Raw genomic sequence first — 24,822 nt, forward strand, 5'->3', positions numbered from 1 at the left:
GGGTGACAAATCGCTTGCCAGCCCATCATCTTAGTCGCGCTTATCGTGTTGTGTTTAATAACACCATAACGATTTTGTTGGCATTTTCAGTTATATTTAACGAATTAGCCCTTGATAGCAGCGATTACGTTTAAGATAAAACTGTGTAAACCACCAAAGATGTCGTTGGAAACACTTGATGTATATGATGATGTGTGCGTACCTGGTAAAATATGGAAATCATTGAAAAAGCTCATGATCTATTCCCCTTTATTGTTAGTTGGTTGATTAATTAGCCTTTGAATGCAGCAATCACGTTCAATACGAATTGGTAGAACGTGCCAAGTGGTTGGTTGCTTACATAACTAGTGTGTGATGAAGTATGTGTACCTGGTAAGAAGTGCAAATCTGAAAAGAAACTCATAATTATATCCTCCCTCATTATTTAATTAATATCAAGATATTAATTAATAAAACAAATAATTAGTTTATCTGAACGAATTAACCCTTGAAAGCAGCGATTAAGTTCAAGATGAAGCTGTGTAAACCACCGAAGATGTCGTTGGAAACACTTGAAGTGTATGATGACGTATGCGTACCTGGTAATACGTGGAAATCGTTAAAGAAACTCATGTTTGTATCCTCCTATGATTGTGTGATTACTTCTTGAAAGCAGCGATCAAGTTCAAGATGAAGCTGTGGAAACCACCAAAGATGTCGTTTGAAACACTTGAAGTATATGATGACGTATGCGTACCTGGTAATACGTGGAAATCGTTAAAGAAACTCATGTTTGTATCCTCCTATAAATTAACTGTGATTATTTGCTGAATAAGCTCTTGATTGCTGGAATCAAGTTTAAGATGAAGCTGTGGAAACCACCAAAGATGTCGTTTGAAACACTTGATGTGTATGATGACGTATGCGTACCTGGTAATACGTGGAAATCGTTAAAGAAACTCATGTTTGTATCCTCCTATAAATTGACTGTGATTATTTGCTGAATAAGCTCTTGATTGCTGGAATCAAGTTTAAGATGAAGCTGTGGAAGCCACCAAAGATGTCATTTGAAACACTTGATGTGTATGATGAAGTATGCGTACCTGGTAATACGTGGAAATCGTTAAAGAAACTCATGTTTGTATCCTCCTAAATTGACTGTGATTATTTGCTGAACAAACTCTTGATTGCTGGAATCAAGTTTAAGATGAAGCTGTGGAAGCCACCAAAAATGTCATTGGAAACACTTGAAGTGTATGATGACGTGTGGGTTCCTGGTAAGAAGTGCAAATCAGTAAAGAAACTCATGAATAACTCCTCCTTTGTCGTTAATAATTAAATCCTCAGGCCTTCCCAAACATGTGAAGAGCTTGATTAATGGAAACAAATTAAGGTTGGCAATCAGTCGGTAAAGCCGTTTAAAAATCAAACTGCTTGATTATCAGTTTGAATCACGACCCGTTCATAATTGAACTAACCTTTGATTGCGGCGATCACGTTCAATACGAATTGATAGAACGTCCCAAGTGGTTGGTTGCTAACATAACTCGTATGTGATGACGTGTGGGTTCCAAGTAAGAAATGTAAATCACTGAAGAAACTCATGGTTATATCCTCCTTATGAAATTTACAAATCATCCGTTGATCAGCAAACGATAATCAGCAATTTAATTTAATCTGTTAAATAACTAATATCGATTACTAATGCGAATGTGAAACAAGTAACCTGGTTTACGGTTTAAATCTTAACCAATTCTCCCCACAATCGTCAATAAAAATTCTAATATTTGAACAAATACAGGCCGATATCATATTCAATCAGTAAATGTGCATACTATAGACTACTTACGCGTTTCATCAACCCCCTCAAAATTGTCTCAATATCAATATATTTTATATTCTGCCAATATCAGCAACCATCTCAGAAAGCGGTTAAACCGTTGGTAATACTGTAATTCGTTCAACTGGTGAACCCCCGTCAGGTGTCGTTAGTTTCCGATTTTTCGGCCAGACCAGGTCGATTTTTCGAACCAAAATTTTGATTATAAAAGTGCCAAATTTGACGATATTATTAAAATTATTAATACTTTTGACGATTTCTCTTCACATTTTAGTGAATCACCAATCCATTACTATCCAGTACAATACATAAAAATCAGTAAAAAAAAGTGGTTATTGCACTGTTCGTACAATAACCACTTACTAATCACAGCAATCGATAATCAGCTGTGACGAATTTAACCATGTTGATACTGTAACCGATAAAAATCACGATAACGGTCATGCGTTGCGAGTAACGTGTTATGGTCCCCGTCACCTGTAATCCGGCCATCCTCCATGAACAGAATCCGTGGGTAGGCTTCAATCTGATTCAAACGGTGGACGATCGTAATCGTCGTCAAATCTGCGGGCAAGGTCGCCAGTAGTTGCGTGACCCGTTCTTGGTTCTGATTATCCAGACTAGCAGTCGCTTCATCCAAAATCAGCAGGGATGGTTCGCGAACCAGTGCCCGGACGATGGCAAGCCGTTGTCGTTGCCCACCAGAGACGTTCAGCCCCCGTTCACCGACATCTGTATCCAGGCCAGCCGATAGTTCTGCCAGCCAGTCTGCTAAGCCGACCTGCGCCAACAAGTCGCTGAGACGTTCATCTGAGACGGCTTGGGTCGAACCGAGTAACAAATTATCCCGAATCGTCCCTGGCATCAAGTCAACTTCTTGGCTGACATAGCCGATCCGGTCCCGAATCGACGGCACCGTATAGCTCGTCATTGCCTGACCATTAACGTTTAACTCCCCACGCGTTGGGGTGTAGTAGGATTCGAGCAGCGAGACCAGGGTCGTCTTCCCGCTCCCACTTTCGCCAATCAACGCGATTCGTTCCCCACGTTGAATTTGCATGTCAATATCCTTGAGGACTGGTTTATCCGGTTCATAGCCAAAGTCAACGTGATCGAAATCAATCGTGTTGATCGACGTCAGCGTTTCACCGCTGAGCCGCTTATCTTCGACCGGACTATCCAAAATGTTGTCGATCCGTTCCGTGGCTCCGACAGTCTGTTGTAAGGCCGTCACTAAACCAGTAACACTACTGAGCGGCGAAATCATTTGCACAGCGTACATTAGAAACGCCACTAAACTCCCAATCGTCAACGCGTTAGTTTGGACTAAAATCCCACCATACACGATGATGATGAAGATGGCAGCCAGTAACATGATGTTCAAAACGGGGTTCAACACCGAAATCAATTTGATTTGGCGAACACTAAAGCCCTTGATACGGTCAACTTGGTCTTTCCCCTGTTGTTTGAGGGCTTTTTCAGCGACCATCGCCTTGACCAGCCGGTTCTGACCAATCATCTGGACGGCCGCGCTATTCAAATTGGCCGTTTCCTTTTGAATCGCCTTTGAAATTCGGGCTAAGACTTGGCCCATCGGCACGATAATCACGGCCATTAGTGGTACCACAATCAAAATAATAATCGTTAAACGGAAGTTCAATAGTAACATCAACGTTAACGAGCCAACAATCGAGATAATCCCGTTGATGGCGTTCGAGAACTGGCTGGAAATCAATTCAAAAATCGTGGACGTATCATTGACGACCCGACTTGAGAGCTCCCCCGTTCGGTTGCGGTCAAAGTATGGAATCGGTAAATCAACGATGTGTTGCCAGAGCGCACTCCGCAACGTTGAGACTGCGTCGACCCCCGTATAACTGAGCAAAAAGCTCGAAGCGACACTGGCGAATAGTTGGACCACGATGACGATTGCCAGCTTGCTCAGTAATTGTCCCGAGGTCCCGTGATTGAAGGCATCGATAAATTCCTTCAACATCAACGTGATGCCCAGGCTACAAATCGTCGCCACAAACGACAGCAGGATACCGACGATAAATAGGCCTTTCTTCGGGTGCGCGTGCGTCATGATCAGCCGCAGTAGGTCGCGCGTGCCATACTTGGCCGGCTTTTGCTTAGCCGATGACGTGATAGGCGTTTCCATTAGTTGTAACTCCCCTCATTGCTTGAATATCCGGCTGAATCACATGATTATTCCACCGTTGCCAAATCATCGCCTCCGAGAAGCGACTACTGTTGCCATAGGCGTGTTCACTCATTTGTGCGAGCTTGGCTGGATGCTGCAAGAGCTCCAGGATGACCTTGCCTAACTCGACCAAATTGTTCGGTGTAATCAGTCGGCCATTGACACCATCTTGAATCATGGTCGATGGCCCATACTTGATGTCATACGACACCACGGGCACCCCATGGCTCAGACCCTCTAAGATACCGAGGTTAAACCCTTCATATTGGCTCGTGAGCACCATCAATTGAGCCGTATTATAGATTGGCTCCAGGTCGGCTTCAAAGCCCTTAAACGTGATAAATGACTGCCACTGTTGTGAACTGACTAGCGCCCGCAAGCGATTTTCTTCTTTAAACCCGGTCCACGAATCACCGTAGCCGTAGATGTCTAACGTCACATTCGGCTGCTTTTCATGAACGTAAGCGACCGCCTTGATCAACTGTTCTAGGTTCTTTTCAGCTGAAAGTCGGGCCACCGCAATGACTTTACCATCAATTCGCGTCTTAAAGTCGACGGGTTTTGATGCTAATTGTTCATCGCTAACGCTACCGACCGGAATCGCAATCGTCGGAATGACGTTGTGGATATGATTGGTCATATCATCGCACTCATCCTGCGTCGACATGATCAGCCCAGACATCTGGCTCGCATGATCTAAGCCAATCTGGGTATACGGCACGATTGGTGAATTGACGACGTCCAAAGGATCCAACGTGAAGTTACTGTGCAAAAATTCATACTTGCGCGCTGCCGTCGTCATTTTAACGATTGGATTCATCCCGGCATCGCTGCGGTCGACGATCATGGTGCCGTGGCCGCCGTATTCCGTATTCAACGCGTCGAGGAAGAATGCGGTCAGTTGATCCCAGTCTTCAAATTCGTAATTTTGACCGTGATAATTCAACAGACGTTGGTGCGTCGCGACGGGTTGTTGCTTGGCATTCGGCCGGAAGAACGTCTCTAACACGGGCTGCTGCTGCAAATTGCAGTGTTGTTCCAAGACGATGTTCTGATGTTCATCAAAATACTGGGCCACCGTCAAGAAGCCCCGCGTATCATAGTAATCGCGCCGGCTGACCGCCCCTTGCGGATTAAAAATGTCGACGTAATCGAGATAGCCGTCATTGTTGAGCATCAACGCTTTTTGCCGTTGTTCGCGCTGAATCACGTCAAATTCATTGGGGCTGACCCGTTCCAAGGTCTCTCCAGTGACCCGCGGATAGTTGGCCGCCGTTAACGGTTCCCCCTCATAATCAGTGGTACCTTGGAAATAATCGTACATGTTCACTTGAAACTCATCATCATAACCAATTTTTTTCATATTCTGATGCAAGTCGCGTACAAAGTTCCGGGTGACGATCAGTGCCGGGACCCGATGCTTCGTAAACAACTTTTGCCGCTGAATCATCGCCAATTCAATGGCCGATGGCAGCGAATCAATTTTACTCGTAATAAAGAAATACATTCACTCCGCCCCCACTTTTATTCATGTGATAAACTTTCGACCGGATCTAACCGGGCGGCCATGTGGGCTGGTGCTAAGGCGGCCAGCAGACTAATTACGACGCTGACAGTCACCCCACCGAGCATGGCTGCACCGGAGATTCGAACGATTGGATACTTAATCAGACTGTAAATTGCCATGTTTCCAAGTAATTGCCAACCTTCTGCGAATAGCAAGCCCATCACGGCGGCTAAGACACCAATCGTCAAGGCTTCCGCGAAGAACAGGTGGCTAATATCGTGCTTGCGGGCACCCAGCGCACGTAAGACCCCGATTTCACGTGTCCGTTCTGACACACTGACATACAGCACGACAATAATCATGATGGCTGAAACTAATAAGGCAATGCCGGCCACCCCAGTTAATACGTTAGTGGCTAAACGAATATACGTATTCAATGAATCAATTAAATCACCGATTCCCGTATAGTTATACTGTTGCTTCTTATTGTTACCCTTGATGGCCTTGATCTTGTGTTCAACTTGCTTAACATGCGACAATTTGTCGATTTGGACGATGGCAAAGTTTGGCCGGTATTGGACGTTTTTATCACTCAACATCCGTTTGACCGTCTTCGGTAGGACGACAACACTGGTGTCATCACTGCCCGTAATCCCACTGACCGTGACTGTCTTGTTGACCGTGACGGCTTGATTCTTGCGATTAACCGTTGCCATTTTAAGCGTCAGCTTCTTGTTCAACGCTTTTTGATAGTCCTTTTTACCGACCATCTTCTTGGCCAACTTCCGACCAATCAAGACTTCGTTGTTGCCAGGAAGCGTCCCGTTCTTGATCGTTTTGTTCAAGATCGTCGGATTATCCGTCTGAAGACTCGCTGTGACCGTGGTCTTCTTATAGCTGGCCTGCGCACTGGTGTAATAGCCCAATTCCGCAGACTGGACGTGCTTGATTCCCGCCAATTGTTTGGCATTAGCTGCCGTCACTTCCGCATTTTTAGCCGCGGTCACTTGTTCTTGATTGACAGCGTTCTTATATTCAGCGGCCGTAGTGGCTTTTTTCCGCGCGGCCGTGCTGACTTTACTCGTCTTTTTCGAGACCTGCACCGCTGTCGGATTGACTTGCGACGTAATCTGATGATTCATGTAATTTTGAATCCCCGAACCGAGCCCCAGCATGACGACGATACTACTGATTCCAATCGATGAGCCAAAGATAATCAGTAAGTAACGCAGCCACATCCGGCGCATATGCTGCATCGACATGTGGAACATTTGCCGAAAGCCCAGCGTCCGGTACTGCATCGGTTGCTTTTCGACTTCATCAAACGGTGCCCCGATGACTAATTCATCGTGAATTTGTCCATCATCCAAATGCACGATGCGCGTCCCATAGTCGGCAACTTCTTGCGAGTGGGTCACTGTGATGACCAACTTACCTTCCGCCGCAATCGAATAGAGGATGTCCATGACTTCCTGGGTGTTTTCACTATCCAGGGCCCCAGTTGGTTCATCCGCAATAATAATGTCCGGATCACTCGCCAGTGCCCGCGCGATTGCGACCCGTTGCTTTTGCCCACCGGACAATTCATTGGGATATTGATGCGTCTGTTGTTCCAACCCGACCCGTTTTAACAGATCCTTCGTTCGCTGCACCTGTTGCGCATGCGGTTCTTTGGTCATCTTGAGCGATAACATGACGTTATCAAGGACAGTTAAGTAACTTACCAAGTTGAAGTTTTGAAAGATAAACCCAATCGTTTCACGGCGATACCGGTCCATTTGGCGGACATTCATCGAACGCAAAGACTGACCATCAAGTAACACATCCCCGTCGTAATGATGATCTAGTCCCCCAATGATGTTCATCAGCGTTGATTTCCCACCGCCGGACTCCCCAAGAATTGAAATAAACTCCCCACGATCAAAGTTTAAATTAATGCCTTTCAAGATGACATTTTCTTGGTGATTTAAGGTATAGGCCTTACGAATATCATGTAATTCTAAAAAGCTCATATATGTACCTCCACTATTTTTTATCGGACATTCCCCACGATGCTTTTCCTCAGTATTAACATTGCGATTTTTGGTGAATGATGTAAAGTGTTATTGAATACCAGGGTTCAACGTTCATTATCAAAATTATAATTACTCCAAACCCGATAGCAGCGCGTGTTTGCTAGTTACAATTTGTAAAATATTGCGGTTTAGCGGTCGTATTTAAATCAAAAATTTTCATATTCTGTCGGGACAGTTGGTACCCCAGCTGCGTCTAAATTAGCATGAGCTTGGTGTCGAACCCCACAGTTTCAAGGTGTACACAAAAACGGGTAACCACTGCGATTGATGGTTACCCGTTTATGACTAATTTGATGACTCGTATAGACCGTCTTTGATACTCACCCGGCACGCACGATTGAAGGTCTCGATTTCATTTAAAAAACGACCGCTTCGTCACGACGCGATAAATCGCATCCGCCAGCCCAGTCACAAAGACCACGATTAGGCCAGCGAACTGCAACCACGGCACCTGTTGTTCGATGGCTTGAACTTCACTGCCGAGCCAGAAGACGATCAACCCGACGACAATAATAATACTTTCGATAATGTTTAATTTTCGCATTCTGAACTCCTCTTATGCCGCCCCACCATTCAGTTTCTGGCCGGTAGCGGGCTTAACTTTGATATAGGACTATTATAACCTGCCGGACTGGAATGCGCAGGTGCTTTTCGGGGTGATTCTGCGGAAATTTGCATGGGTGGCATGTGGCATACTGACTGGGGGACAAATTGGTGTGGCTTATTTATTTTCATTAAATATATGATATGATTGATTTTGCGTTGCGTTTTTATTTACATATCAGTAGAAATAGATGCCAAGCTTGCGCTCAAGCAACTATTCCAAACTATCACGTATCGGGGAAAATAACGTGCTAGTTTGTATCGTCGTAACTGTTAAATGAACAATTCATATTTGGAGGAATTATGGACACTTTTGCCGAGATTATGTTTTTCATCTCATTATTGATAACCATCTACTTTATCTGCCGGGGAATTTTCAATCTTATTAAGGGTGGCGGCGCCAAACAATCATTTAAGTATGGTTTAATCGCGCTGGCTGCTTCTTTGCTGTTTGTAATCGTCGGCATAATCGCCAATCCAGTCAAGACGACCACAAGCCACCAAGACAGGATTGCAAAGGCCCAAACGAGTCGGACATCAAAGAGACACACTTCAGCTAAAAGTGCTGATAACAGTGCTAGCAAGAAACAGTCTAGCAAATCCAGCAGTAACAAAGCTAATTCCAAGAAGTCCACTTCTCATAAATCTAGCACCAAAAAAGTTAATTCTAAGAAGTCTGCTTCTCACAAAACCAGTACCAAAAAAACGAGTTCCAAGAAGTCTGTTTCTCACAAATCCAGTAGCAAAAAAGTTAGTTCAAAAAAGTCTACTTCTCACAAATCTAGCACCAAAAAAGCTAGTTCTATGAAGTCCGCTTCTCACAAATCTAGCACCAAAAAGCAGACTTCAAAGAGCAACCAGGCCACTAAAAAGACAATGGCCCAAAAATCTTCAAGCAAGCGTGAGTCTAAAAGCAAAAAGGCTACTAAAAAGCACTATAATTTCAGTAAAATTAAGCTTGGTATGACTAAATCACAAGTGATTGCCATTCTAGGAAAACCCACAGACCAAAACTCAAGCACACTTATTTACGGATCAGCTGACTTGGATTTTGATCATGATAAATTATTTGATGGCTCTCCTCGTAAAATCCACAAAGCTGCCAACAAAAAAGCAAAGGCTGAGGCTAAAAAAGCTAGTCGTAAAAAAGTAAATGCAAGTCAACTCAAATCATTTGCAAAAGCCTTTGGTCAAAAGGATGTCGAAACCTTACAAAGAAATGTCGGCATTGCGTACTCATCGACTGAAACGCCTCAAGGCATGGCTTATGGCTGGAAAACCAATTATGGCATGTTGTATCGTCTGGATGATAGCGAGACTGGTCTGACACACGTTTATAAAGGCGGTCTCGGTGACGATGGAACCGAACTGTATGTTGGACAGACAATCAAGCAAAAACAACGCAGAAGTTATTACTACTATTAATGCGTGAAGCAATTAATCAGTTGCTTTCACAACAGTATTTGCAGATGTCTAACTGCTTTTAATTTGCTAATCGCACATTCAACCAAATTAACGCCGACCATTACGTTAAAACACAAACTTATTAAAAGCACCCGAACACTGATCTTTTGGCTCTGTGTCAACAAGGATCAATCAGTGTTCGGGTGCTTTTTGTTATCAATTAGGCTTTCGATAAATCACACAAAAAAGCCCCAAAACGACCTAATTCGTTGGAAACATGACCACGAACATGACCATGTAAACGAATTAACGTTTTGGGACTCTTGTTTTTAAGCTCTATCTATATGCTAGAAAGCCTTATTTATCAAGGCGTGCAGTTAACTTCTTCGTTAATTCTTCATAGCCAGGCTTGCCAAGTAAAGCAAACATGTTGTTCTTGTAAGCTTCAACACCTGGTTGGTTGAATGGGTTGATACCATTCAAGTAACCAGAGATGGCAACAGCAGCTTCAAAGAAGTACATCGTGTAACCTAAGGTGTAGGCATCCTGTGAAGGAATGTTAACGACCATGTTAGGAACACCGCCATCAACGTGGGCCATGATAACCCCTTCGAAGGCTTTAGTGTTAACTTGAGCCATCGTCTTACCTTCAAGATACTTCAAACCATCAAGGTTTTCGGCTTCCTTAGGAATGTCAACGTCGCTAGTGGCGTTGTCAACTTTAACGACCGTTTCCATCAAGTTACGACGACCTTCTTGGATATATTGACCCAAGGAGTGTAAGTCGGTCGTAAAGTTAGCTGATGATGGGTAGATCCCCTTTTGGTCTTTCCCTTCGGATTCACCCATTAATTGCTTCCACCATTCTGAGAACATCGCCATGTTTGGTTCGTAATTTTCAAGAATTTCAGTGGTATAGCCCTTCCGGTACAAAATGTTCCGGTAAGCAGCATATTGGTAAGCTTCGTTTTTAGTTAAGTCAGCATCTTTGTATTCGTTTGAAGCGTCAGCAGCACCCTTCATTAATGAATCGATGTCGCCACCTGAAACGGCAATTGGTAATAAACCAACTGGGGTTAAGACAGTGAAGCGGCCACCAACATCATCAGGAATAACAAAGGTTTCGTAACCTTCAGCGTCAGCTTCTTGCTTCAAAGCACCACGTTTGCGGTCAGTAGTGGCATAGATCCGGCTCTTAGCGCCTTCTTCACCATACTTCGCGATCAAACGTTCCTTGAAGACACGGAATGCGATTGAAGGTTCAGTCGTCGTACCAGACTTCGAAATGATGTTAACAGAGAAGTCGCGGTCGCCAATCAAGTGAATCAAATCGTTGACGTATGAAGATGAGATTGAGTTCCCAGCAAAGACAACTTGTGGGAATTTACGGTCTTCACGTGAAAGTGATGACCAGAAAGTTTCGTGTAAGAATTCAATGGCTGCCCGTGCACCGAGGTATGAACCACCAATCCCGATTACAACGAGGACGTCAGAGTCGTCTTGAATCTTCTTTGCAGCGGTTTTGATCCGTGCAAATTCTTCCTTATCGTAATCTGTTGGTAAATTTAACCAGCCGCGGAAATCATTACCGGCGCCGGTTCCTTCACGCAGCTCCTTATCAGCAGCTGTGACCATAGCTTGCATTTCGCCAAGTTCGTTGTCATGGACGAACTTAGTTAAATTAGAGCTGTCAAATGAAATGTGTGCCATTTACTATTACCTCTTTCTTTACGTATTTACATGTCATATTATACAATAGCTCATCGCATAATGAAAAGCGCTTCCCCCCTTTTTTCGTAAATTTTCGCAATTTATGTAAAAAATAAATATCCTTATCAACAAAAAAGGTGCTGATAACTAGACGTTACCGCACCTTTGACGAATCTTCTTAAATCATAAATTACAATATTAATGTTTTAGTAAAGTTTTACTAAGCCTTCATCAACGAGAGGGCCACGCCACCCACGATGACTAAAATCGAACCGATGACCACGTAGACCATTTCACGCTTGGTTTTATGTTCACCTAAGAGGTAGATACTCCCGAACGTGGAAATAACGATTCCCATTTGTGACAGTGAGTAAGCCACCGCTTGGCCAATCTGTGCCATTGCCATGAACATGAAGAGATTCCCCACGCCCCAGACAAGGCCAGTCACGATGTTACGATACGTTGCCTTAACGACCCACGGCTTGTCTTTGAAGGACCAAATCAAGGCCCCGAGCAACATCCCGACAGCTTGTGGCATCACGACTGCTTGCGCATTGACATTACCATAATGGACAACGATGGTATAACCAGCGTAACCAATAGTAGATAAAATCAAGGCACGAATCCCAACGCCCCAGTTTTCGGAAGCACTACGGTTCGGGTCAGTCTTATCAGTTAAGGAAGTCAGTACGGCCCCAGCAATCAACACGATAACGGAGATCGAGCCGATCCAGTACATATTACCATGCCATTCGTTAAATAACAGCACCCCAGCCAACGCATTGGCAACCAGTTGCATCCCGGTTGAAATTGGGGTCGTCCGTGAGATCCCGACGGCTTTCATTGACGTAAATTGTTGCCCTTGACCAATACTCCAGAATAACCCTGAAACGATCCCAATCAACCAAATTTTGCTTGTTAAAGATGGTTGTTCAACTGCCCAGAGTGCTAAGCCGAATACTAAGGCCCCCATGGTCATCCCAAGGGTCTGTTGCCGGGCGGTTCCGCCCATTCGACCACTAATTAAGCCGATACTGCCCCACGCGATCGCGGGGATCAGTGCAATTAGAATTCCCATTACTAATAATCCTCATTTCTATGTTTTCTCTCTTGCCATACGACAAAGAAATATTTTACCAGTTAAGTAACCGTTTTACCAGTCACAATCAGGGATTCAGCACTAAATATAATTATATTTATATTTTCATGAATTCGTTTTCTTTATCGATAGAGACCGTTTTCAATTAATGAAAACGGTCCCCGAAATTACGTTTAAAATTTTTTTATTTGCAGGCAAAATGATGCCGAAAAACTTACTTATCGAGCGTCAAAACGAGTACTTTTAAGTAGTTACTTGCCAAGTACGCCTTGCGCGTCACAAAGTCTGCTGGTAAGCGGAACGTCTCACTCAGCGTAAAGTGCCGGTCGCTGCCAACAAAGGCTGCCGTGACCGCAGCTTTAAACTTCTTCATTGAGAAGTTGTTGGCGGTCGTCGCAATCACCAGTTGGCCATCACGCCGAACAACTGGCAACGTAGCGGTCAATAAATCCGTCAAGTCAGTGGCAACTTGGAACTTCTGCTTCTTGACCCGTGCAAAGGTCGGTGCCGTCACAACGACCACATCGTAACTTAAATGATGCTTTTGCGCATAGTCCAGGTAGCGATTGACTTCAATTGCCCGAATTTCTTGCTTGTCTGGGTCGATATTGTTGACTGCTAATTGGTCTGCAGTTTCCTTAGCGCCCTTCTTGCTCGTTTCAATCGAGATCGTTTTAGCGGCGCCGGCAACTGCGGCAGCAGCCGTCACCCCATTCTCTTGACTAAACAAGTTCAAGACGGTCTTACCTGGCAATTCTGCCCCGGCTAACCAGTCGCGAATTGGTCGCATGTCGAGTAACAAGCCTGTGGTCAAATCATCTGCGAGATGTACCGGATAAGTCACATCGCCTTCCGTTACCAGCAATGGTTCGGGCGCCGCTTCACCAGTCACTAACTGGCTCTTCAGGTTAGCTTCTTCCACGTTGAAACGCAACTTGGCATAGATCCCCTTGAACTGATGGTCAGTCGCTGCTTCAAAGGCGGCGTAGATCATTTCACGTTGTTGATAGACGCCTTGCGCATACCAGGTAAAGACATAATAATCTTGATACCGGTCAATGGCTAGGCCACCCAGACCGTCACCATCGGCATTGAACACCCGTTGTGGTAGCTGTGGGTCCAAGCTAGTTGCCCGCCGGACCAAGGCTTGTTTGAACAGCTTGCGGAAGTAGTCAGTCGTTGGCGTCTCGCTTTCATCTAAGCTCAGCACCCACCCTAATTGCCGGCGATGCTTGGCGACTAAGGCGTAACCCATAAATTGTGAGCTGGCCATTAACGCGATAAAAGAACCGTCCGTTAACTTCATTGAAGGATCTTTTAAGTCATCTTGGACGAGCAGTGGATAGCCGTCCTTGACCTTACGCTGGGAATTACCCGTAATTTGTACTCTTTGCATATTAATTGTTTCTCCTATTCATTCTAAAACTTATCTACACTAGTCATGACGCGCTGTTGTGCCTTGTTAAGGGTAACATATTTAGGCCGGAAGCGCGAGGTGCAACGGCCTAATGACGCATTAAGTCCCAAACGTGTGACGTATTCAAACATGATTAGCTGGGCTCGTCGACAGTTGTGTTGCCAGTCACAGCTTCCCCTGACCCGCGCCACTTACGCCTCAGTCAGGGTTCATGGCGACAAAAACCGGGCTGGCACGTAACGCCACACCCGGTTCGTTTAAATCATTAATAGGCCATTCAGTCGTCATTAACGAACACTAATCATCCATGATTGGTTTGTCATACCCGTCATCTGGGAAGGTCACCGTGAAGCGCGTCCCTTCATTCTCAGCACTATCTACTTCAATCGACCCACCATGTTGTTGCACGAGTTGGTGCGAAATCGCGAGCCCGAGGCCAGATTCACCATACTTGGTACTCTTCCGCGATGGATCAGCCTTATAGTAACGTTCCCAAATATTCTTGACCTGATCCGGTGTCATGCCGATACCGTGGTCTTGAATGGAGATGACCGTCGCGTGCTCAGTTCGTTGACCAGTCACTTCGATGGCACTACCTTGTGAGAATTGGATGGCGTTCTGCATGATATTAAACAACACTTGAACAAAACGGTCATAGTCAGCCCAGACCGGCAGTTTATCAGGCGCAGTCAATACAAAGTGATCATCCGCGGCGTCAGCCTTCTTTGTGAGTTGTTCAACTAAGTTATGCAAAACTTCAGCGCCGTCAAAATTGGTCTTGTTCAAAGCAATCTGACCGGTCCGAATCTTTTCATAATCCAGGTTCTCATTGACTAACCGGATCAAACGTTTCGTTTCATTTTGCATCAGTTCAATTGAATGGGCCTTATCCTCTTCCGGAATCGCGTCATAAGCGAGGCCTTCCAGAATTCCGTTGATGGTCGTCAGCGGTGTCCGCATTTCATGAGCAGCATCCGCCATAAATTCACGTCGCCGTTTTTCTTGGCGTTTGATTTCTTCATTAGATTCACGCAAGGAGCTGACCATGCCGTTGAAATCATCGGCCAAATCATCGATTTCGTCCTTGTGATTACTGTCCACTTGAATATCAAAATCGCCATTGGCAACGGAGTGCGTTGCATACCGCAACCGGTTGATGCGCCGGACGGAATACCGTGCTAGGACGTAACTCAGCAGTAGGGCCGCAATCCCAGAGACCAGCAACGCGATGAACAGGTTCTTTTCAATCTGTTGCTCACTCGCCTGTAAGGTCTGTTCGAAGGACCCGATTGAAATCGCACCGACGAACTTCTTAGTACTGCCATTCTTATAGAACAACGGCACGAGCACATCAATCGTTCGCAGCGACGGCGTATTCACGGGTTGGTCGCGGTTACGCGTCCGGAAAGTGACGTGTGGCGACTGGGTAATGATCTTATTTTGCTTCAGCTTTTTCCAATCCTTGGCTGAAATCTTTGGATCATAGATCGACCCACCCGGGGCACTATCCATCGACGCACCAATGCCAGTCGGATAAACCAGCTTCTTATTCGCGTCATAGACCGAAAAATGGATGTGTTGATCCCGTAAAATTACCGTACCATCGCTTAAGAACTGCTGATTGAAACCCACGACTTTGTTGGTTTTCGTATTGTAGCGAATCGCTTCTTTTTCAATACTCGCGGCATACTGTTGTAGCTGTTGCCACGAATTGTTATAGAGCATCGTTCTGGTGGTTCGAATAAACGAAAACCCCAGGACCACGATCACCGTGATAATCACGGCAAAGAATGCCAGCATTTGTTGATAGATCAGTTTCATTGAGCGTCAACTCCACTATCATCAAACTTGTAGCCGACCCCCCAAACCGTCTGGATGATTTGTGGACCAGCCTTTTCAATCTTCTGCCGTAACTTCTTGATGTGGGCGTCAACCGTCCGCTCATCACCGTAGTATTCATAGTCCCAAACGAGTTGTAACAGCTGTTCCCGTGAGAAGACTTGCCGTGGCTTTTGGGCCAGCGTCTTCAATAAGTCAAATTCTTTTGGTGTCAAATCTTGAATCTGGACACCGGCTAAGTAAGCTTCACGCGTCTTCGTATTGAGCTTAAAGTGGTCCGTCTGTACATCAAATGAACTGACTGCATTGGCCGGTTGCTCAGCAGGCGCCGTCTTGGCCAAGTCTGCCCGCCGGTGTAATGCTTTGATCCGGGCGATCAGCGTAATTGGTGAAAATGGCTTGGTGACATAGTCGTCAGCACCCATTTCGAGGCCCAGTACTTGGTCACTTTCTGAGTCACGAGCCGTCAACATAATAATTGGTACAGTTGGAGAAGCCTTGCGAATATCCGCACTAACTTGCATCCCATCTTTACCGGGTAAGTTTAAATCAAGTGTCACCATATCCCAACCGTTGGGATCTTCGTTGAACATCTCAACGGCTTCATTACCATCATAAGCAAAGTGGGCGTCCCACTGTTCCTTCTTAAAAAACATTGCCATCATTTCAGAGACGGATTTATTATCTTCAATCATTAATAGTTTCATAGTCCAACGTCCTCCAAGTTAATTACAATTGCTAACTATATTGATTAATCATCATGTATTAACCTACTTATTATCATACCCTACTTCGCGCTAGGATTCAGGATTAGTATAACAACAAATTTATAACAAACCTTGGCTGATTTGTGAAAGATTTGTGTCAAACTGCAATTCGTGGGGCTCATCAGGCCATGGTGGCAGGAATGCTCAGGCCACGAGAATACTGGTCTTAGGGCGCAAAAAACAATTCTCTCAGCCGGTTACCCTGCTTTGAAAATTGTTTTTCATCGTGATCGTATTACAGTCTGATGATTAGCTTGCCACCAAGACTGCTACTTAGTTTTTAAATGAATGAATTGGGGCCGGAATATGACCGCCACGATTGATAAACGTCGTCGGCTGGTTCTGGTTGACCGGCATCACCGGTGCACTCCCAAACAAACCCCCGAATTCGACTGCTTCGCCAACGTCCTTGCCAGTTGCTGGAATGACCCGAACCGCAGTCGTCTTATTGTTGATCATACCGATTGCGGCTTCATCCGCAATCATCCCGCTGATGGTTGCCGCGCTGGTATCACCAGGAACCGCAATCATGTCGAGTCCAACGGAACAAACTGCCGTCATCGCTTCTAGCTTTTCAATGTTCAAACGTCCCGCGCTGACCGCTCGAATCATCTCAGCATCTTCCGAAACTGGAATAAATGCGCCAGACAAGCCACCGACGTGTTCACAAGCCATGACGCCACCTTTTTTGACCGCATCATTTAACAGTGCCAGTGCCGCGGTCGTCCCCGGTGCCCCGACACTTTCTAAGCCGATTTCTTCCAAGATTTCAGCGACTGAATCACCTTCATTAGGCGTTGGTGCCAGTGACAAGTCGACGATTCCAAATGGCACGTGTAACCGTTCCGCCGCGATGGTGCCGACGAACTGCCCCATCCGCGTCACTTTAAAGGCCGTCTTCTTAATTTGTTCAGAGACCACGTCGATCGATTGACCGCGGACTTCTTCTAACGCCCGTTTGACAACGCCCGGGCCGCTGATTCCCACGTTAATGACCCGGTCGGCTTCACCAACACCGTGAAACGCGCCAGCCATGAACGGATTATCATCAACGGCATTCGCGAAGACCACCAAACTCATACAGTTCACCGGATCATCCGCCGCAATCTGCTTGATGATGTGACCCATCTCACCGACGGCATCCAGGTTAATGCCGGCACGGGTCGAACCGACGTTGACCGAACTGCAAACGCGCGTGGTCGCCGCCAGTGCTTCAGGAATCGAGGCAATCAGCTTACGGTCGCCACTTTGATAACCCTTTTGCACGAGTGCTGAAAAGCCACCAATCAAATCAACGCCCAGTGCCTGCGCTGCCCGTTCCATCGTTACCGCGTAGGCCACGTAATCGTGGTCGGCACTCGCAGCGGCAATCAAGGCGATGGGTGTCACCGCAATGCGTTTGTTAATGATTGGAATCCCGTATTCTTCTTGGATCTGCTCAGCAACCTTGACTAAATCTTTGGCACTCGTCGTAATTTTGTCATAGATTTTTTGCCGCGACCGTTCACCATCGCTATCGATACAGTCGAAAAGCGAGATGCCCATCGTAATGGTCCGAATGTCCAAATTCTCTTCGGCGACCATCTGGATTGTTTCTAATATTGACCGACTTTCCATGATGACCTCCTATAATTTCTGAATGGCATCGAAGACAGCCTGACGCTGAATCCGAATCGTGAGTTGTGACGCTTCTCCCAGCGCTTCAAGCTTGGCTTTGGCCGAGGCAAAACTCAACTGGTCATCATCCCATTCGGCTGACAACATCATGGTAAAGTTATGATCCATCAACGTTTGCGAAATATCGACAATATTAATGTTCAACCGGGCTAATTCGTTTGCGACCTTGGCAACGATCCCAACTTGATCCTGACCAACGACAGTAATAATTGCTTTCATTGTATATGACCCTCCACTTGACGCATGATTGCTTGCGTTTAATTGTTCATATCATAGCATGACTATTGCGGAAACGCACTGCTTTGCGGCCGATTTTTACGAGGCAGCGGTTGCGAGTTAATGAAGTAACTCATGAGAATAATAAGAGATTCCTCATTAAGATAGGCGTTGCGGCGGGGTTTTGCTATAATGAAAAATGCTGATTATTTTCAGAAAGGAGTCTTATTTTGACACAACAACATCACTTACGGGGCGTGCTGCTGGCGAGCAGTGCCTGTATTCTCTGGGGCATTTCCGGTGTTGCGGCGAGTACCCTCTTCATTGCCAATCCGCATCTAACTGCCATGTGGCTGACTCAGGTGCGCATGATTAGTGCGGGCCTAATCCTGATTATCTGGGGATTAATCGCGGGTAAACGGCCGTTTAAAATCTGGCGTGTGCGTCATGATGCTTGGACGGTGGTCAGCTATGGCCTTCTAGGTCTCATTCCGGTCCAACTCTGCTATTTTGAAGCGGTGCGCGCCGGAAACGCACCCGTTGCGACCATTATTCAATTCCTGGGACCATTTATCATTAGCATTTATTACTTCTTATTTAAACACGTCCTTCCCAGTCGCGTGGAAGGACTTGGAATGTTGATGGCCTTTATCGGCACCGTGCTGATTGTGACGCACGGCCACTTGAATAGCCTGGCCATCTCGCCAGTGGTGCTCTTTTGGGGCGGGCTCTCCGCAATCGGGGTCGCCACTAACACCTTGATCCCACGGACACTGCTTCCGAAATACGGGGCATTGACGGTCACGGGCTGGGGGCTGCTGATTGCTGGTGTTTTTCTAACCGCACTACAACCGATGTGGCGCGTCCACCTGACGCTGACGTGGTTCCAATTCGGCTTGCTACTAGTCATCATCCTGTTAGGAACGGTCGCCCCATTCTTAATGTTTGCTCGTAGTCTCAGCGACATTTTACCGACGACCGCTAGTCTAATGGATGCGTTTGAACCATTAGCCGCGACGGTCTTCTCGATCGCGTTTCTGAACGTCCAACTGACTCGCTTCGATTTTATCGGGGGCCTACTCGTCATCTTGGCAGTCATGGCACTCTCCATCAATCCACACCGGATGTTCAGATATTTGCGCCGCCGACGGACACATACGAGTTCTTAAATTTTTAAAATTGCGCTAAGGCCGCTTAAAATCGCCGTTTTAACAATAACGGGCAATCTTAGACAGATTAGTTGGCAGAATCAACAGGCTATGCTAAACTAAGATTGTTGAATTTGGGGATGTTCTGGATTCGACAGGTATAGTTTGAGTTCGGATTGCGCTTCGTAGGTTGCGTCTACGTAAAAACGCTCAGTTTAAATTATAACTGCAAAAAATAATAACAATTCTTACGCTTTAGCTGCCTAATAAGCGCTTAACGTAGATCCTCCTAGAATCGTCCATGTTCTAGATCTGGGTCCTAAATTTAGTGGACTTACGCTCAAAGCTTCCACCTGGAGTTGCGAGAAGAGACTAATCAGGTTAGTCATTGCTGGGTGCCCTGTCACACGGCGTTTGTAATGATGAAATTCAAATAGTATGACTATGAGCGTAGATATCCGAGGGGCAATATGCTTGGACGCGAGTTCGACTCTCGCCATCTCCATTAATGATTTTCAGGACGATGTGACAAGCTCCAGAACACTTGTTATATCGGTATTCATCAAAGCTATCTTAAACGGATAGCTTTTTTATTTTGCTTTGATTGCTCCACTATGGCACTCATAGTTGGAGATATTTTTTATGTTCATGTCCTAACAGGTCGACATTGTCTTGATAATCTAGCCGTTTTATCACCAGCACGATTAGTACCGCAACAACAAGCGTTGCGACTATGTTTGTGCGCCCTTTAATACGCCTCCCGTTCCTTGTCTCATATCGATGGACAACTACGACATTCCATTGTCCAGTTTTCAGCAACGCAACCTGACCGCGATGACCATATGATACAGTTTGAATTGTGACAAACGCTGGTCAATTAATGTTTTGATTTTCTAAAATAATAAAATAGTTTCACATGTAATTGCTAATTTGTATAAAAGGCTCATTCTAAAACACGACTGTGCAAAAAATGCACAGTCATGTTCGGACTATATGGTTTATAAAGCATATAGTCCGAACATGGAGTACAAAATTTGTACAATAAATCAAAAGCGTCGCTGCTTTAGTCATTAAAAAAGCTGACTCGCCATCAGCCCACTACATCGCATGTATCCAACTCGTGACAACATTGAACGATTGCTCATTCTAAAAGACATTGGCGATTCAATCCCAAATACAAGGATTGAATCGCCAATGTCTAAAGTGTCCATATGGGTAGCTGACAAATTTGCTCAATAAAACAGTTGAATTAATTCCTAGCAATAATTATCACTAAATCAATCTACTAGGGTTGTCCAGTCATTGCCAGTCGATAGTATCAGTGCTAAACTCAGTGACGCTATCATAGCAGCTATCAGGAGACTCTTATATATCACCACACCCCAAGCAAATCGCTTCGCAGAGACGATGGTAAATTTATCGGCCGGTCTTTTTTCCCAATACCGCCGTATCGGAATTATCGTCAAATTATACAGCCGCCATACCGGGAGACATAGGGCACAGAAAAGTATCGCCCCCACCCACGGATAGCCTGCAGTAGCAATTATTATTTGCAATAAGAACATCATTTGCATAGCTGTTCTTAAGACTATATACCACAAGTACCTGTTCATTTCACGTCGACTTTGTAAGTGCAAATACACGCTTCTAGCAACTAATCGTGAATAAAAATCAAAAATTGGTGCATCAATACGTATCTCCCTATGAAATAGCTTAAACAATATGGCACCAACTACGGTATAGATTGAAGTGACCATAGACAACAAATCTATAATAGCTTGAATGTACATTGGCTACGCTCCTCCTAAAATCAAAGATTAGTGTCAATCTGGTTACTACAACACTGCTTGAACGCCAGTATCTCAATTTACAATTATGGTCCTATTTATGAAGCAAAGTTGGACCTTTTTTTGCCTTTTAATATGAATATTTACCCGTTATCCACAATCTGACCTGACACTTTACCCACTCACAACTCGAAAATCCCGTCTAACTATTATTGCCCATAAGAAGTGCCGAGCACAAAAAATCGCCATAACAGCAACTGCCATTACGACGATTTCCAAATTCTGAATTATAAACTACCCAATCGGCGGCGATTGAAACCCACCTGAGTGAGGATCCGATACAGCAACGGGACAAGGACCACACACGCCACCGCATTGATTGTCGCCGCTAGTAAGCTCGTAAACGACCCAATCATCGCAACTTTTAGTGTGGTTCCGACCATTAGCGCCTCGATAACACCGGTACACCAAGACGTGATGATCTTAGTCAATCCTGCCACAAACGAAACCCAGTAGAGCTTGGCCAAGCTGTGTTCCGTGTAGCCAATTGACTTGAAGCTTAAGTTGACCATTGCGGCCAGGATAATCGCTTCAATCACAGTTAACCAGGCTGTCGCCGCATAACCGTTCAAAATATCGAATAAGCCCAGTCCAATGGCCCCAGCTGCGGCTCCGTAGCCGAAGCCTAGTAACATCACGGCCAGAACCGTTAAAATATTGCCAAAGTGAATAAATGGCCGCCCGACGATTGCCGGTAACGGAATTCTTAAGACACTGATTCCAATGAAAATAATTGCGGCAAAAAGTCCGGTAAAGACTAACTTCTTTAAGTGTTCAGACCGACCCATTCATTGACCCTCCATTCTTACACATTATTTTATCATCTAATTTTAATACAAAATTGGACTGAATGATAGTCCTAATTTATTGAGGGCGTCTGGGCATCGCAATAATCGTGGCCTTGCTCGTCTTAGTCGCGCTGATTTGATAGGCGACTGCTAATAAATCATACGCTGCCCGTGGCATATCATAGTCATGGCACAGCAAATAGTAGCCCAGGTCGACGCCAATCTGGTGTGCGATCGCCACAGGGTCACCGCTCTGATTAAGACGTTGCTGCGCCCGGGCTACTAACCGGGCCAAGACCACATTACTGCGAACGTCAATTGTCATACTTGCAAGTGCTAATTGCGCTGCCAACCGCTCCCTGGGTTGGCTTGCGCGTGCTTTTGCCTTCGCCATCTTCCTCAACTCCTCATTGTTATCATAGGAGTTTCGCTTCGGCTTGGCAACGAATGACACCCTCAAAACCGCGTCATGACAACCCTCAGTTACATTTCACAAAATAATTTATGTTCAAATTCCATTCCTAATCCAAGCAATTCGCGGTGCTGATTCAACTTAAATCAATACGTCAGTTTAGTTTACGAATTAATTTATGTTCACACCGACGCGTCGAACACTAGGCATCCTGGTCGGTAAGTCCCCAAATCAGCACGACGATTCCAATGATCAAGACACCGACAAAAACCATGAAGATGGCTGGAATCGTGAAACCAATCGTCATCAAGGCACCAATCAGGAATGGGCCAATCGTTGCGCCAATTCGGCCGATCGACTGTGCACTTCCCATTCCCATCCCACGAATATCGGCTGGAAACTGCCCAGGCGTAAAGGCAATCATGATGCCCCACGCACCAAGGGTGAAGAATGAGAGCCAGGCACCGCTAATAATGATCATCGTTGGATTATTGGCTAATCCGAAAGCAGCGGCACTAACCATTGTGCCAATCAAATAGGTCGTTAAAACGGCTTTACGAGACACAACACCAATCAACCATGCGGCCAGGTAGTAGCCCGGTAATTGGGCCAAACTCATTAGTAGCGTATAACCAAAGCCGTGTACCAACGAAAACCCGCGTAATACAAGCACACTTGGCAGCCATAAAAACATTCCGTAATAGGTGAACATAATGACGAACCATAGTACGCTGAGGCAGATGGTCGCCCGCCGATGTGTTGGTGACCAAACTCGCCGCAGGGCTTCCCTGAAAGCGACTCGCTCAACCGAGGGCGCCCCTGCTTCGGTCGTTTCTGCTGGTAGGTGCCGACGTAATCCTAATGCGTATAATCCCATTAGGGCCGTGATCAGAACGGTCAAGCGCCAGCCAATCATCGGCATCACTAGGAAGGATAGCAGTGACGCCGCAATCCAACCGATCGCCCAGAAGCTATCCACTAGCACTAACATCCGCGACCGTTGGGTACCACGATAATGGTCCGCAATCGTCGTGGCGGCAACTGGTAGCTCGCCACCCAGCCCGATACCAGTGATTAAGCGAACCGCGATAAACCACCCGACACTGGGCGTCACCGTCAATAATAAATTACCGATTGAAAATAATAGCAAGGTCCCAATCAAGACTGGTTTACGACCGAACTTGTCGGCTAAATAGCCACACCCCAAGGCCCCAATCATCATCCCCAATGATGTCACGGCGCTGACGGCCCCCAGTTGACCCGCTGTTAAATGCCAGCTTTGTTTGATGACCGGCATGATAAATGATAGTAATGCAACGTCGAGTGCATCGAACAGCCACGCCGTTCCAATCACCCATAGCAACTTATGACTCGCCAGTTGCTTGACACTTACTGTATTCATTAGACTTCTCCCCCATAGACCTAACCCGTTACCGATTTTAGGTATTTTTTACCTTTAAAGGTGGTATAAAGGTATCACACCAATCAAACGGTGTCAACCGACTGATTTGAGGCGATACACTTTGGCAGGCCGTCCAGATGAATGGGACTGGGCCGTTCCCGCCTCCACAAAGAGATGCGCATGGGTCTTACGAAAATTGGAATTGTCGATCGTCGTCACGGGACGGCGCCACAAAATCGCGTAGACCTCTCGCGCTTGCTTGAGTGTAAAATGCGAACCGAGCACCAGTAAGATGGTCGGCGCATAATCTAGGCGATTGCGCACCCGTTGTAGCGCCGTCTTAATGATCAACGCATGGTCAGCAGTCAACGACGGCACTGGCGGGGTTTGTTGATAAAATTCCGCAGCACTCACAGCATCCGCCACACCTTTAAACGTCAACTCACCGGCCACCAAATCATCGCGATCTTGCCGCGGTGTCACCGCAAACCACCGGACATCCCGCGCGCCATAGCCGGGAACGAGTTGCGGTTTGACTGGCAAATAGACCATGTAAGTCAATGCCAAGGACCGCTCGTCTGGTACCCGCGCCACCGCAGTAAACGTTCCCAATTGTTCGGTATGGAATTGGGCCAATTGGACGCCCAGCTTCTCACGAACTAAGCGCAATGCCGCGGCATCCGCACTCTCGTCAGCACGTAAATAAGTCGTCGGCAAGCCCCAAGTTTCCTTAAAGGGTGCGTGATTACGCTGCAGCAGTAAAATCAGCAACTGCTTGGTCACGGGATCAAAACTCCAAATAATATTTGTAATACTGATTAGCGGTCGATTACTAACTGGCTGCGGCATGGTCGACTTCCTCCTACAAAAACGGCCACTGGCAAGTGCC

General features: G+C 45.9%; 24 protein-coding genes and 1 other RNA gene. 3 read left to right on the forward strand and 22 right to left on the reverse strand.

Annotated features, from left to right (window positions below; all coding sequences use genetic code 11):
* Window positions 1–271: 271 nt before the first annotated feature.
* The 11 genes from MZO40_RS17415 to MZO40_RS08190 all read right to left on the reverse strand — a co-directional run bounded on the left by MZO40_RS17415 (window position 272) and on the right by MZO40_RS08190 (window position 8,148).
* Window positions 272–403 (reverse strand): hypothetical protein, encoded by a 132-nt coding sequence (locus tag MZO40_RS17415; RefSeq protein WP_003642767.1) that lies wholly within the window; start codon window positions 401–403, stop codon window positions 272–274.
* Between the two features lie 77 nt (window positions 404–480).
* A complete protein-coding gene (locus MZO40_RS17420) occupies window positions 481–612 on the reverse strand; it encodes a hypothetical protein (RefSeq protein WP_082230292.1) in 132 nt (43 codons plus the stop codon).
* A 26-nt stretch (window positions 613–638) separates the two neighbouring features.
* Window positions 639–770, reverse strand: coding sequence for a hypothetical protein (locus tag MZO40_RS17425; RefSeq protein WP_088771015.1), 132 nt, complete (start codon window positions 768–770; stop codon window positions 639–641).
* Between the two features lie 29 nt (window positions 771–799).
* Window positions 800–943: a hypothetical protein gene (locus tag MZO40_RS08160; RefSeq protein WP_011101805.1), complete on the reverse strand. Its 144-nt coding sequence runs from the start codon at window positions 941–943 to the stop codon at window positions 800–802.
* 29 nt (window positions 944–972) lie between these two features.
* Window positions 973–1,116 carry a hypothetical protein gene (locus MZO40_RS08165; protein WP_011101805.1) on the reverse strand — a complete coding sequence of 48 codons (144 nt, stop codon included), beginning with the start codon at window positions 1,114–1,116 and terminating at the stop codon, window positions 973–975.
* A 27-nt stretch (window positions 1,117–1,143) separates the two neighbouring features.
* Window positions 1,144–1,287, reverse strand: a complete 144-nt coding sequence (locus MZO40_RS08170) for a hypothetical protein (RefSeq protein WP_003639252.1) — start codon at window positions 1,285–1,287, stop codon at window positions 1,144–1,146.
* A 165-nt stretch (window positions 1,288–1,452) separates the two neighbouring features.
* Window positions 1,453–1,584, reverse strand: coding sequence for a hypothetical protein (locus tag MZO40_RS17430; protein ID WP_286208165.1), 132 nt, complete (start codon window positions 1,582–1,584; stop codon window positions 1,453–1,455).
* Between the two features lie 632 nt (window positions 1,585–2,216).
* Window positions 2,217–3,980 carry an ABC transporter ATP-binding protein gene (locus MZO40_RS08175; protein WP_088771014.1) on the reverse strand — a complete coding sequence of 588 codons (1,764 nt, stop codon included), beginning with the start codon at window positions 3,978–3,980 and terminating at the stop codon, window positions 2,217–2,219.
* On the reverse strand, window positions 3,952–5,529 hold the full coding sequence (locus tag MZO40_RS08180; RefSeq protein WP_088771013.1) for a glycosyltransferase: 1,578 nt from the start codon (window positions 5,527–5,529) through the stop codon (window positions 3,952–3,954). The genes MZO40_RS08175 and MZO40_RS08180 overlap by 29 nt, the downstream gene beginning before the upstream one ends.
* A gap of 17 nt (window positions 5,530–5,546) precedes the next feature.
* Window positions 5,547–7,541, reverse strand: a complete 1,995-nt coding sequence (locus MZO40_RS08185) for an ATP-binding cassette domain-containing protein (protein WP_252133215.1) — start codon at window positions 7,539–7,541, stop codon at window positions 5,547–5,549.
* Window positions 7,542–7,956: 415 nt separating this feature from the next.
* Window positions 7,957–8,148, reverse strand: coding sequence for a hypothetical protein (locus MZO40_RS08190; protein ID WP_050339457.1), 192 nt, complete (start codon window positions 8,146–8,148; stop codon window positions 7,957–7,959).
* Between the two features lie 362 nt (window positions 8,149–8,510).
* On the opposite strand from MZO40_RS08190, the gene MZO40_RS08195 reads away from it, so the two are divergent.
* Window positions 8,511–9,632, forward strand: a complete 1,122-nt coding sequence (locus MZO40_RS08195) for an outer membrane protein assembly factor BamE (protein WP_225424066.1) — start codon at window positions 8,511–8,513, stop codon at window positions 9,630–9,632.
* A 336-nt stretch (window positions 9,633–9,968) separates the two neighbouring features.
* On the opposite strand, the gene MZO40_RS08200 is transcribed toward MZO40_RS08195, so the two are convergent.
* The 7 genes from MZO40_RS08200 to MZO40_RS08230 all read right to left on the reverse strand — a co-directional run bounded on the left by MZO40_RS08200 (window position 9,969) and on the right by MZO40_RS08230 (window position 18,339).
* The gene (locus MZO40_RS08200; protein ID WP_105960842.1) at window positions 9,969–11,321 is read right to left on the reverse strand and encodes a glucose-6-phosphate isomerase; all 1,353 of its coding nucleotides are present in this window, start codon (window positions 11,319–11,321) and stop codon (window positions 9,969–9,971) included.
* Window positions 11,322–11,541: 220 nt separating this feature from the next.
* Entirely contained in the window at window positions 11,542–12,399 is an 858-nt protein-coding gene (locus tag MZO40_RS08205) for a GRP family sugar transporter (RefSeq protein WP_003639260.1), read from the reverse strand.
* A gap of 235 nt (window positions 12,400–12,634) precedes the next feature.
* Entirely contained in the window at window positions 12,635–13,816 is a 1,182-nt protein-coding gene (locus MZO40_RS08210) for a class I SAM-dependent methyltransferase (protein ID WP_003639261.1), read from the reverse strand.
* A 318-nt stretch (window positions 13,817–14,134) separates the two neighbouring features.
* Window positions 14,135–15,658 (reverse strand): HAMP domain-containing sensor histidine kinase, encoded by a 1,524-nt coding sequence (locus MZO40_RS08215; protein WP_088771010.1) that lies wholly within the window; start codon window positions 15,656–15,658, stop codon window positions 14,135–14,137.
* Window positions 15,655–16,383, reverse strand: coding sequence for a response regulator transcription factor (locus MZO40_RS08220; RefSeq protein ID WP_003639263.1), 729 nt, complete (start codon window positions 16,381–16,383; stop codon window positions 15,655–15,657). Before MZO40_RS08220 ends, MZO40_RS08215 begins: the two co-directional genes overlap by 4 nt.
* Before the next feature lie 333 nt (window positions 16,384–16,716).
* Window positions 16,717–18,060, reverse strand: coding sequence for a PFL family protein (locus MZO40_RS08225; RefSeq protein WP_003639264.1), 1,344 nt, complete (start codon window positions 18,058–18,060; stop codon window positions 16,717–16,719).
* 9 nt (window positions 18,061–18,069) lie between these two features.
* Entirely contained in the window at window positions 18,070–18,339 is a 270-nt protein-coding gene (locus tag MZO40_RS08230; protein ID WP_003639265.1) for an ACT domain-containing protein, read from the reverse strand.
* A gap of 227 nt (window positions 18,340–18,566) precedes the next feature.
* On the opposite strand from MZO40_RS08230, the gene MZO40_RS08235 reads away from it, so the two are divergent.
* Together MZO40_RS08235 and ssrA are read left to right on the forward strand one after the other, a co-directional pair.
* A complete protein-coding gene (locus MZO40_RS08235) occupies window positions 18,567–19,505 on the forward strand; it encodes a DMT family transporter (protein ID WP_105960843.1) in 939 nt (312 codons plus the stop codon).
* Between the two features lie 115 nt (window positions 19,506–19,620).
* Window positions 19,621–19,992: a transfer-messenger RNA gene (ssrA, locus tag MZO40_RS08240) on the forward strand.
* Window positions 19,993–21,558: 1,566 nt separating this feature from the next.
* Here the strand turns inward: ssrA and MZO40_RS08245 are convergent.
* The 4 genes from MZO40_RS08245 to MZO40_RS08260 all read right to left on the reverse strand — a co-directional run bounded on the left by MZO40_RS08245 (window position 21,559) and on the right by MZO40_RS08260 (window position 24,782).
* A complete protein-coding gene (locus MZO40_RS08245; protein WP_021338366.1) occupies window positions 21,559–22,119 on the reverse strand; it encodes an ECF transporter S component in 561 nt (186 codons plus the stop codon).
* A gap of 76 nt (window positions 22,120–22,195) precedes the next feature.
* Entirely contained in the window at window positions 22,196–22,513 is a 318-nt protein-coding gene (locus tag MZO40_RS08250; protein WP_105960845.1) for a hypothetical protein, read from the reverse strand.
* 220 nt (window positions 22,514–22,733) lie between these two features.
* Entirely contained in the window at window positions 22,734–23,933 is a 1,200-nt protein-coding gene (locus MZO40_RS08255; protein ID WP_088771004.1) for an MFS transporter, read from the reverse strand.
* A 93-nt stretch (window positions 23,934–24,026) separates the two neighbouring features.
* The gene (locus MZO40_RS08260) at window positions 24,027–24,782 is read right to left on the reverse strand and encodes an NrtR DNA-binding winged helix domain-containing protein (RefSeq protein WP_105922414.1); all 756 of its coding nucleotides are present in this window, start codon (window positions 24,780–24,782) and stop codon (window positions 24,027–24,029) included.
* Window positions 24,783–24,822 lie beyond the last annotated feature (40 nt).

Source organism: Lactiplantibacillus sp. B652, from assembly GCF_023806745.1.
Classification (GTDB): Bacteria; Bacillota; Bacilli; order Lactobacillales; family Lactobacillaceae; genus Lactiplantibacillus; species Lactiplantibacillus pentosus.

Bases quoted from the DNA above. Each gene is read 5' to 3' on its own strand.
- MZO40_RS08185 (WP_252133215.1), bottom strand. From the start codon at position 7,541: ATGAGCTTTTTAGAATTACATGATATTCGTAAGGCCTATACCTTAAAT.
- MZO40_RS08175 (WP_088771014.1), bottom strand. From the start codon at position 3,980: ATGGAAACGCCTATCACGTCATCGGCTAAGCAAAAGCCGGCCAAGTAT.
- MZO40_RS17425 (WP_088771015.1), bottom strand. From the start codon at position 770: ATGAGTTTCTTTAACGATTTCCACGTATTACCAGGTACGCATACGTCA.
- MZO40_RS08220 (WP_003639263.1), bottom strand. From the start codon at position 16,383: ATGAAACTATTAATGATTGAAGATAATAAATCCGTCTCTGAAATGATG.
- MZO40_RS08165 (WP_011101805.1), bottom strand. From the start codon at position 1,116: ATGAGTTTCTTTAACGATTTCCACGTATTACCAGGTACGCATACTTCA.
- MZO40_RS08225 (WP_003639264.1), bottom strand. From the start codon at position 18,060: ATGGAAAGTCGGTCAATATTAGAAACAATCCAGATGGTCGCCGAAGAG.
- MZO40_RS08260 (WP_105922414.1), bottom strand. From the start codon at position 24,782: ATGCCGCAGCCAGTTAGTAATCGACCGCTAATCAGTATTACAAATATT.
- MZO40_RS17415 (WP_003642767.1), bottom strand. From the start codon at position 403: ATGAGTTTCTTTTCAGATTTGCACTTCTTACCAGGTACACATACTTCA.
- MZO40_RS17430 (WP_286208165.1), bottom strand. From the start codon at position 1,584: ATGAGTTTCTTCAGTGATTTACATTTCTTACTTGGAACCCACACGTCA.
- MZO40_RS08200 (WP_105960842.1), bottom strand. From the start codon at position 11,321: ATGGCACACATTTCATTTGACAGCTCTAATTTAACTAAGTTCGTCCAT.
- MZO40_RS08245 (WP_021338366.1), bottom strand. From the start codon at position 22,119: ATGGGTCGGTCTGAACACTTAAAGAAGTTAGTCTTTACCGGACTTTTT.
- MZO40_RS08210 (WP_003639261.1), bottom strand. From the start codon at position 13,816: ATGCAAAGAGTACAAATTACGGGTAATTCCCAGCGTAAGGTCAAGGAC.
- MZO40_RS08250 (WP_105960845.1), bottom strand. From the start codon at position 22,513: ATGGCGAAGGCAAAAGCACGCGCAAGCCAACCCAGGGAGCGGTTGGCA.
- MZO40_RS17420 (WP_082230292.1), bottom strand. From the start codon at position 612: ATGAGTTTCTTTAACGATTTCCACGTATTACCAGGTACGCATACGTCA.
- MZO40_RS08170 (WP_003639252.1), bottom strand. From the start codon at position 1,287: ATGAGTTTCTTTACTGATTTGCACTTCTTACCAGGAACCCACACGTCA.
- MZO40_RS08255 (WP_088771004.1), bottom strand. From the start codon at position 23,933: ATGAATACAGTAAGTGTCAAGCAACTGGCGAGTCATAAGTTGCTATGG.
- MZO40_RS08230 (WP_003639265.1), bottom strand. From the start codon at position 18,339: ATGAAAGCAATTATTACTGTCGTTGGTCAGGATCAAGTTGGGATCGTT.
- MZO40_RS08195 (WP_225424066.1), top strand. From the start codon at position 8,511: ATGGACACTTTTGCCGAGATTATGTTTTTCATCTCATTATTGATAACC.
- MZO40_RS08205 (WP_003639260.1), bottom strand. From the start codon at position 12,399: ATGGGAATTCTAATTGCACTGATCCCCGCGATCGCGTGGGGCAGTATC.
- MZO40_RS08190 (WP_050339457.1), bottom strand. From the start codon at position 8,148: ATGCGAAAATTAAACATTATCGAAAGTATTATTATTGTCGTCGGGTTG.
- MZO40_RS08215 (WP_088771010.1), bottom strand. From the start codon at position 15,658: ATGAAACTGATCTATCAACAAATGCTGGCATTCTTTGCCGTGATTATC.
- MZO40_RS08180 (WP_088771013.1), bottom strand. From the start codon at position 5,529: ATGTATTTCTTTATTACGAGTAAAATTGATTCGCTGCCATCGGCCATT.
- MZO40_RS08160 (WP_011101805.1), bottom strand. From the start codon at position 943: ATGAGTTTCTTTAACGATTTCCACGTATTACCAGGTACGCATACGTCA.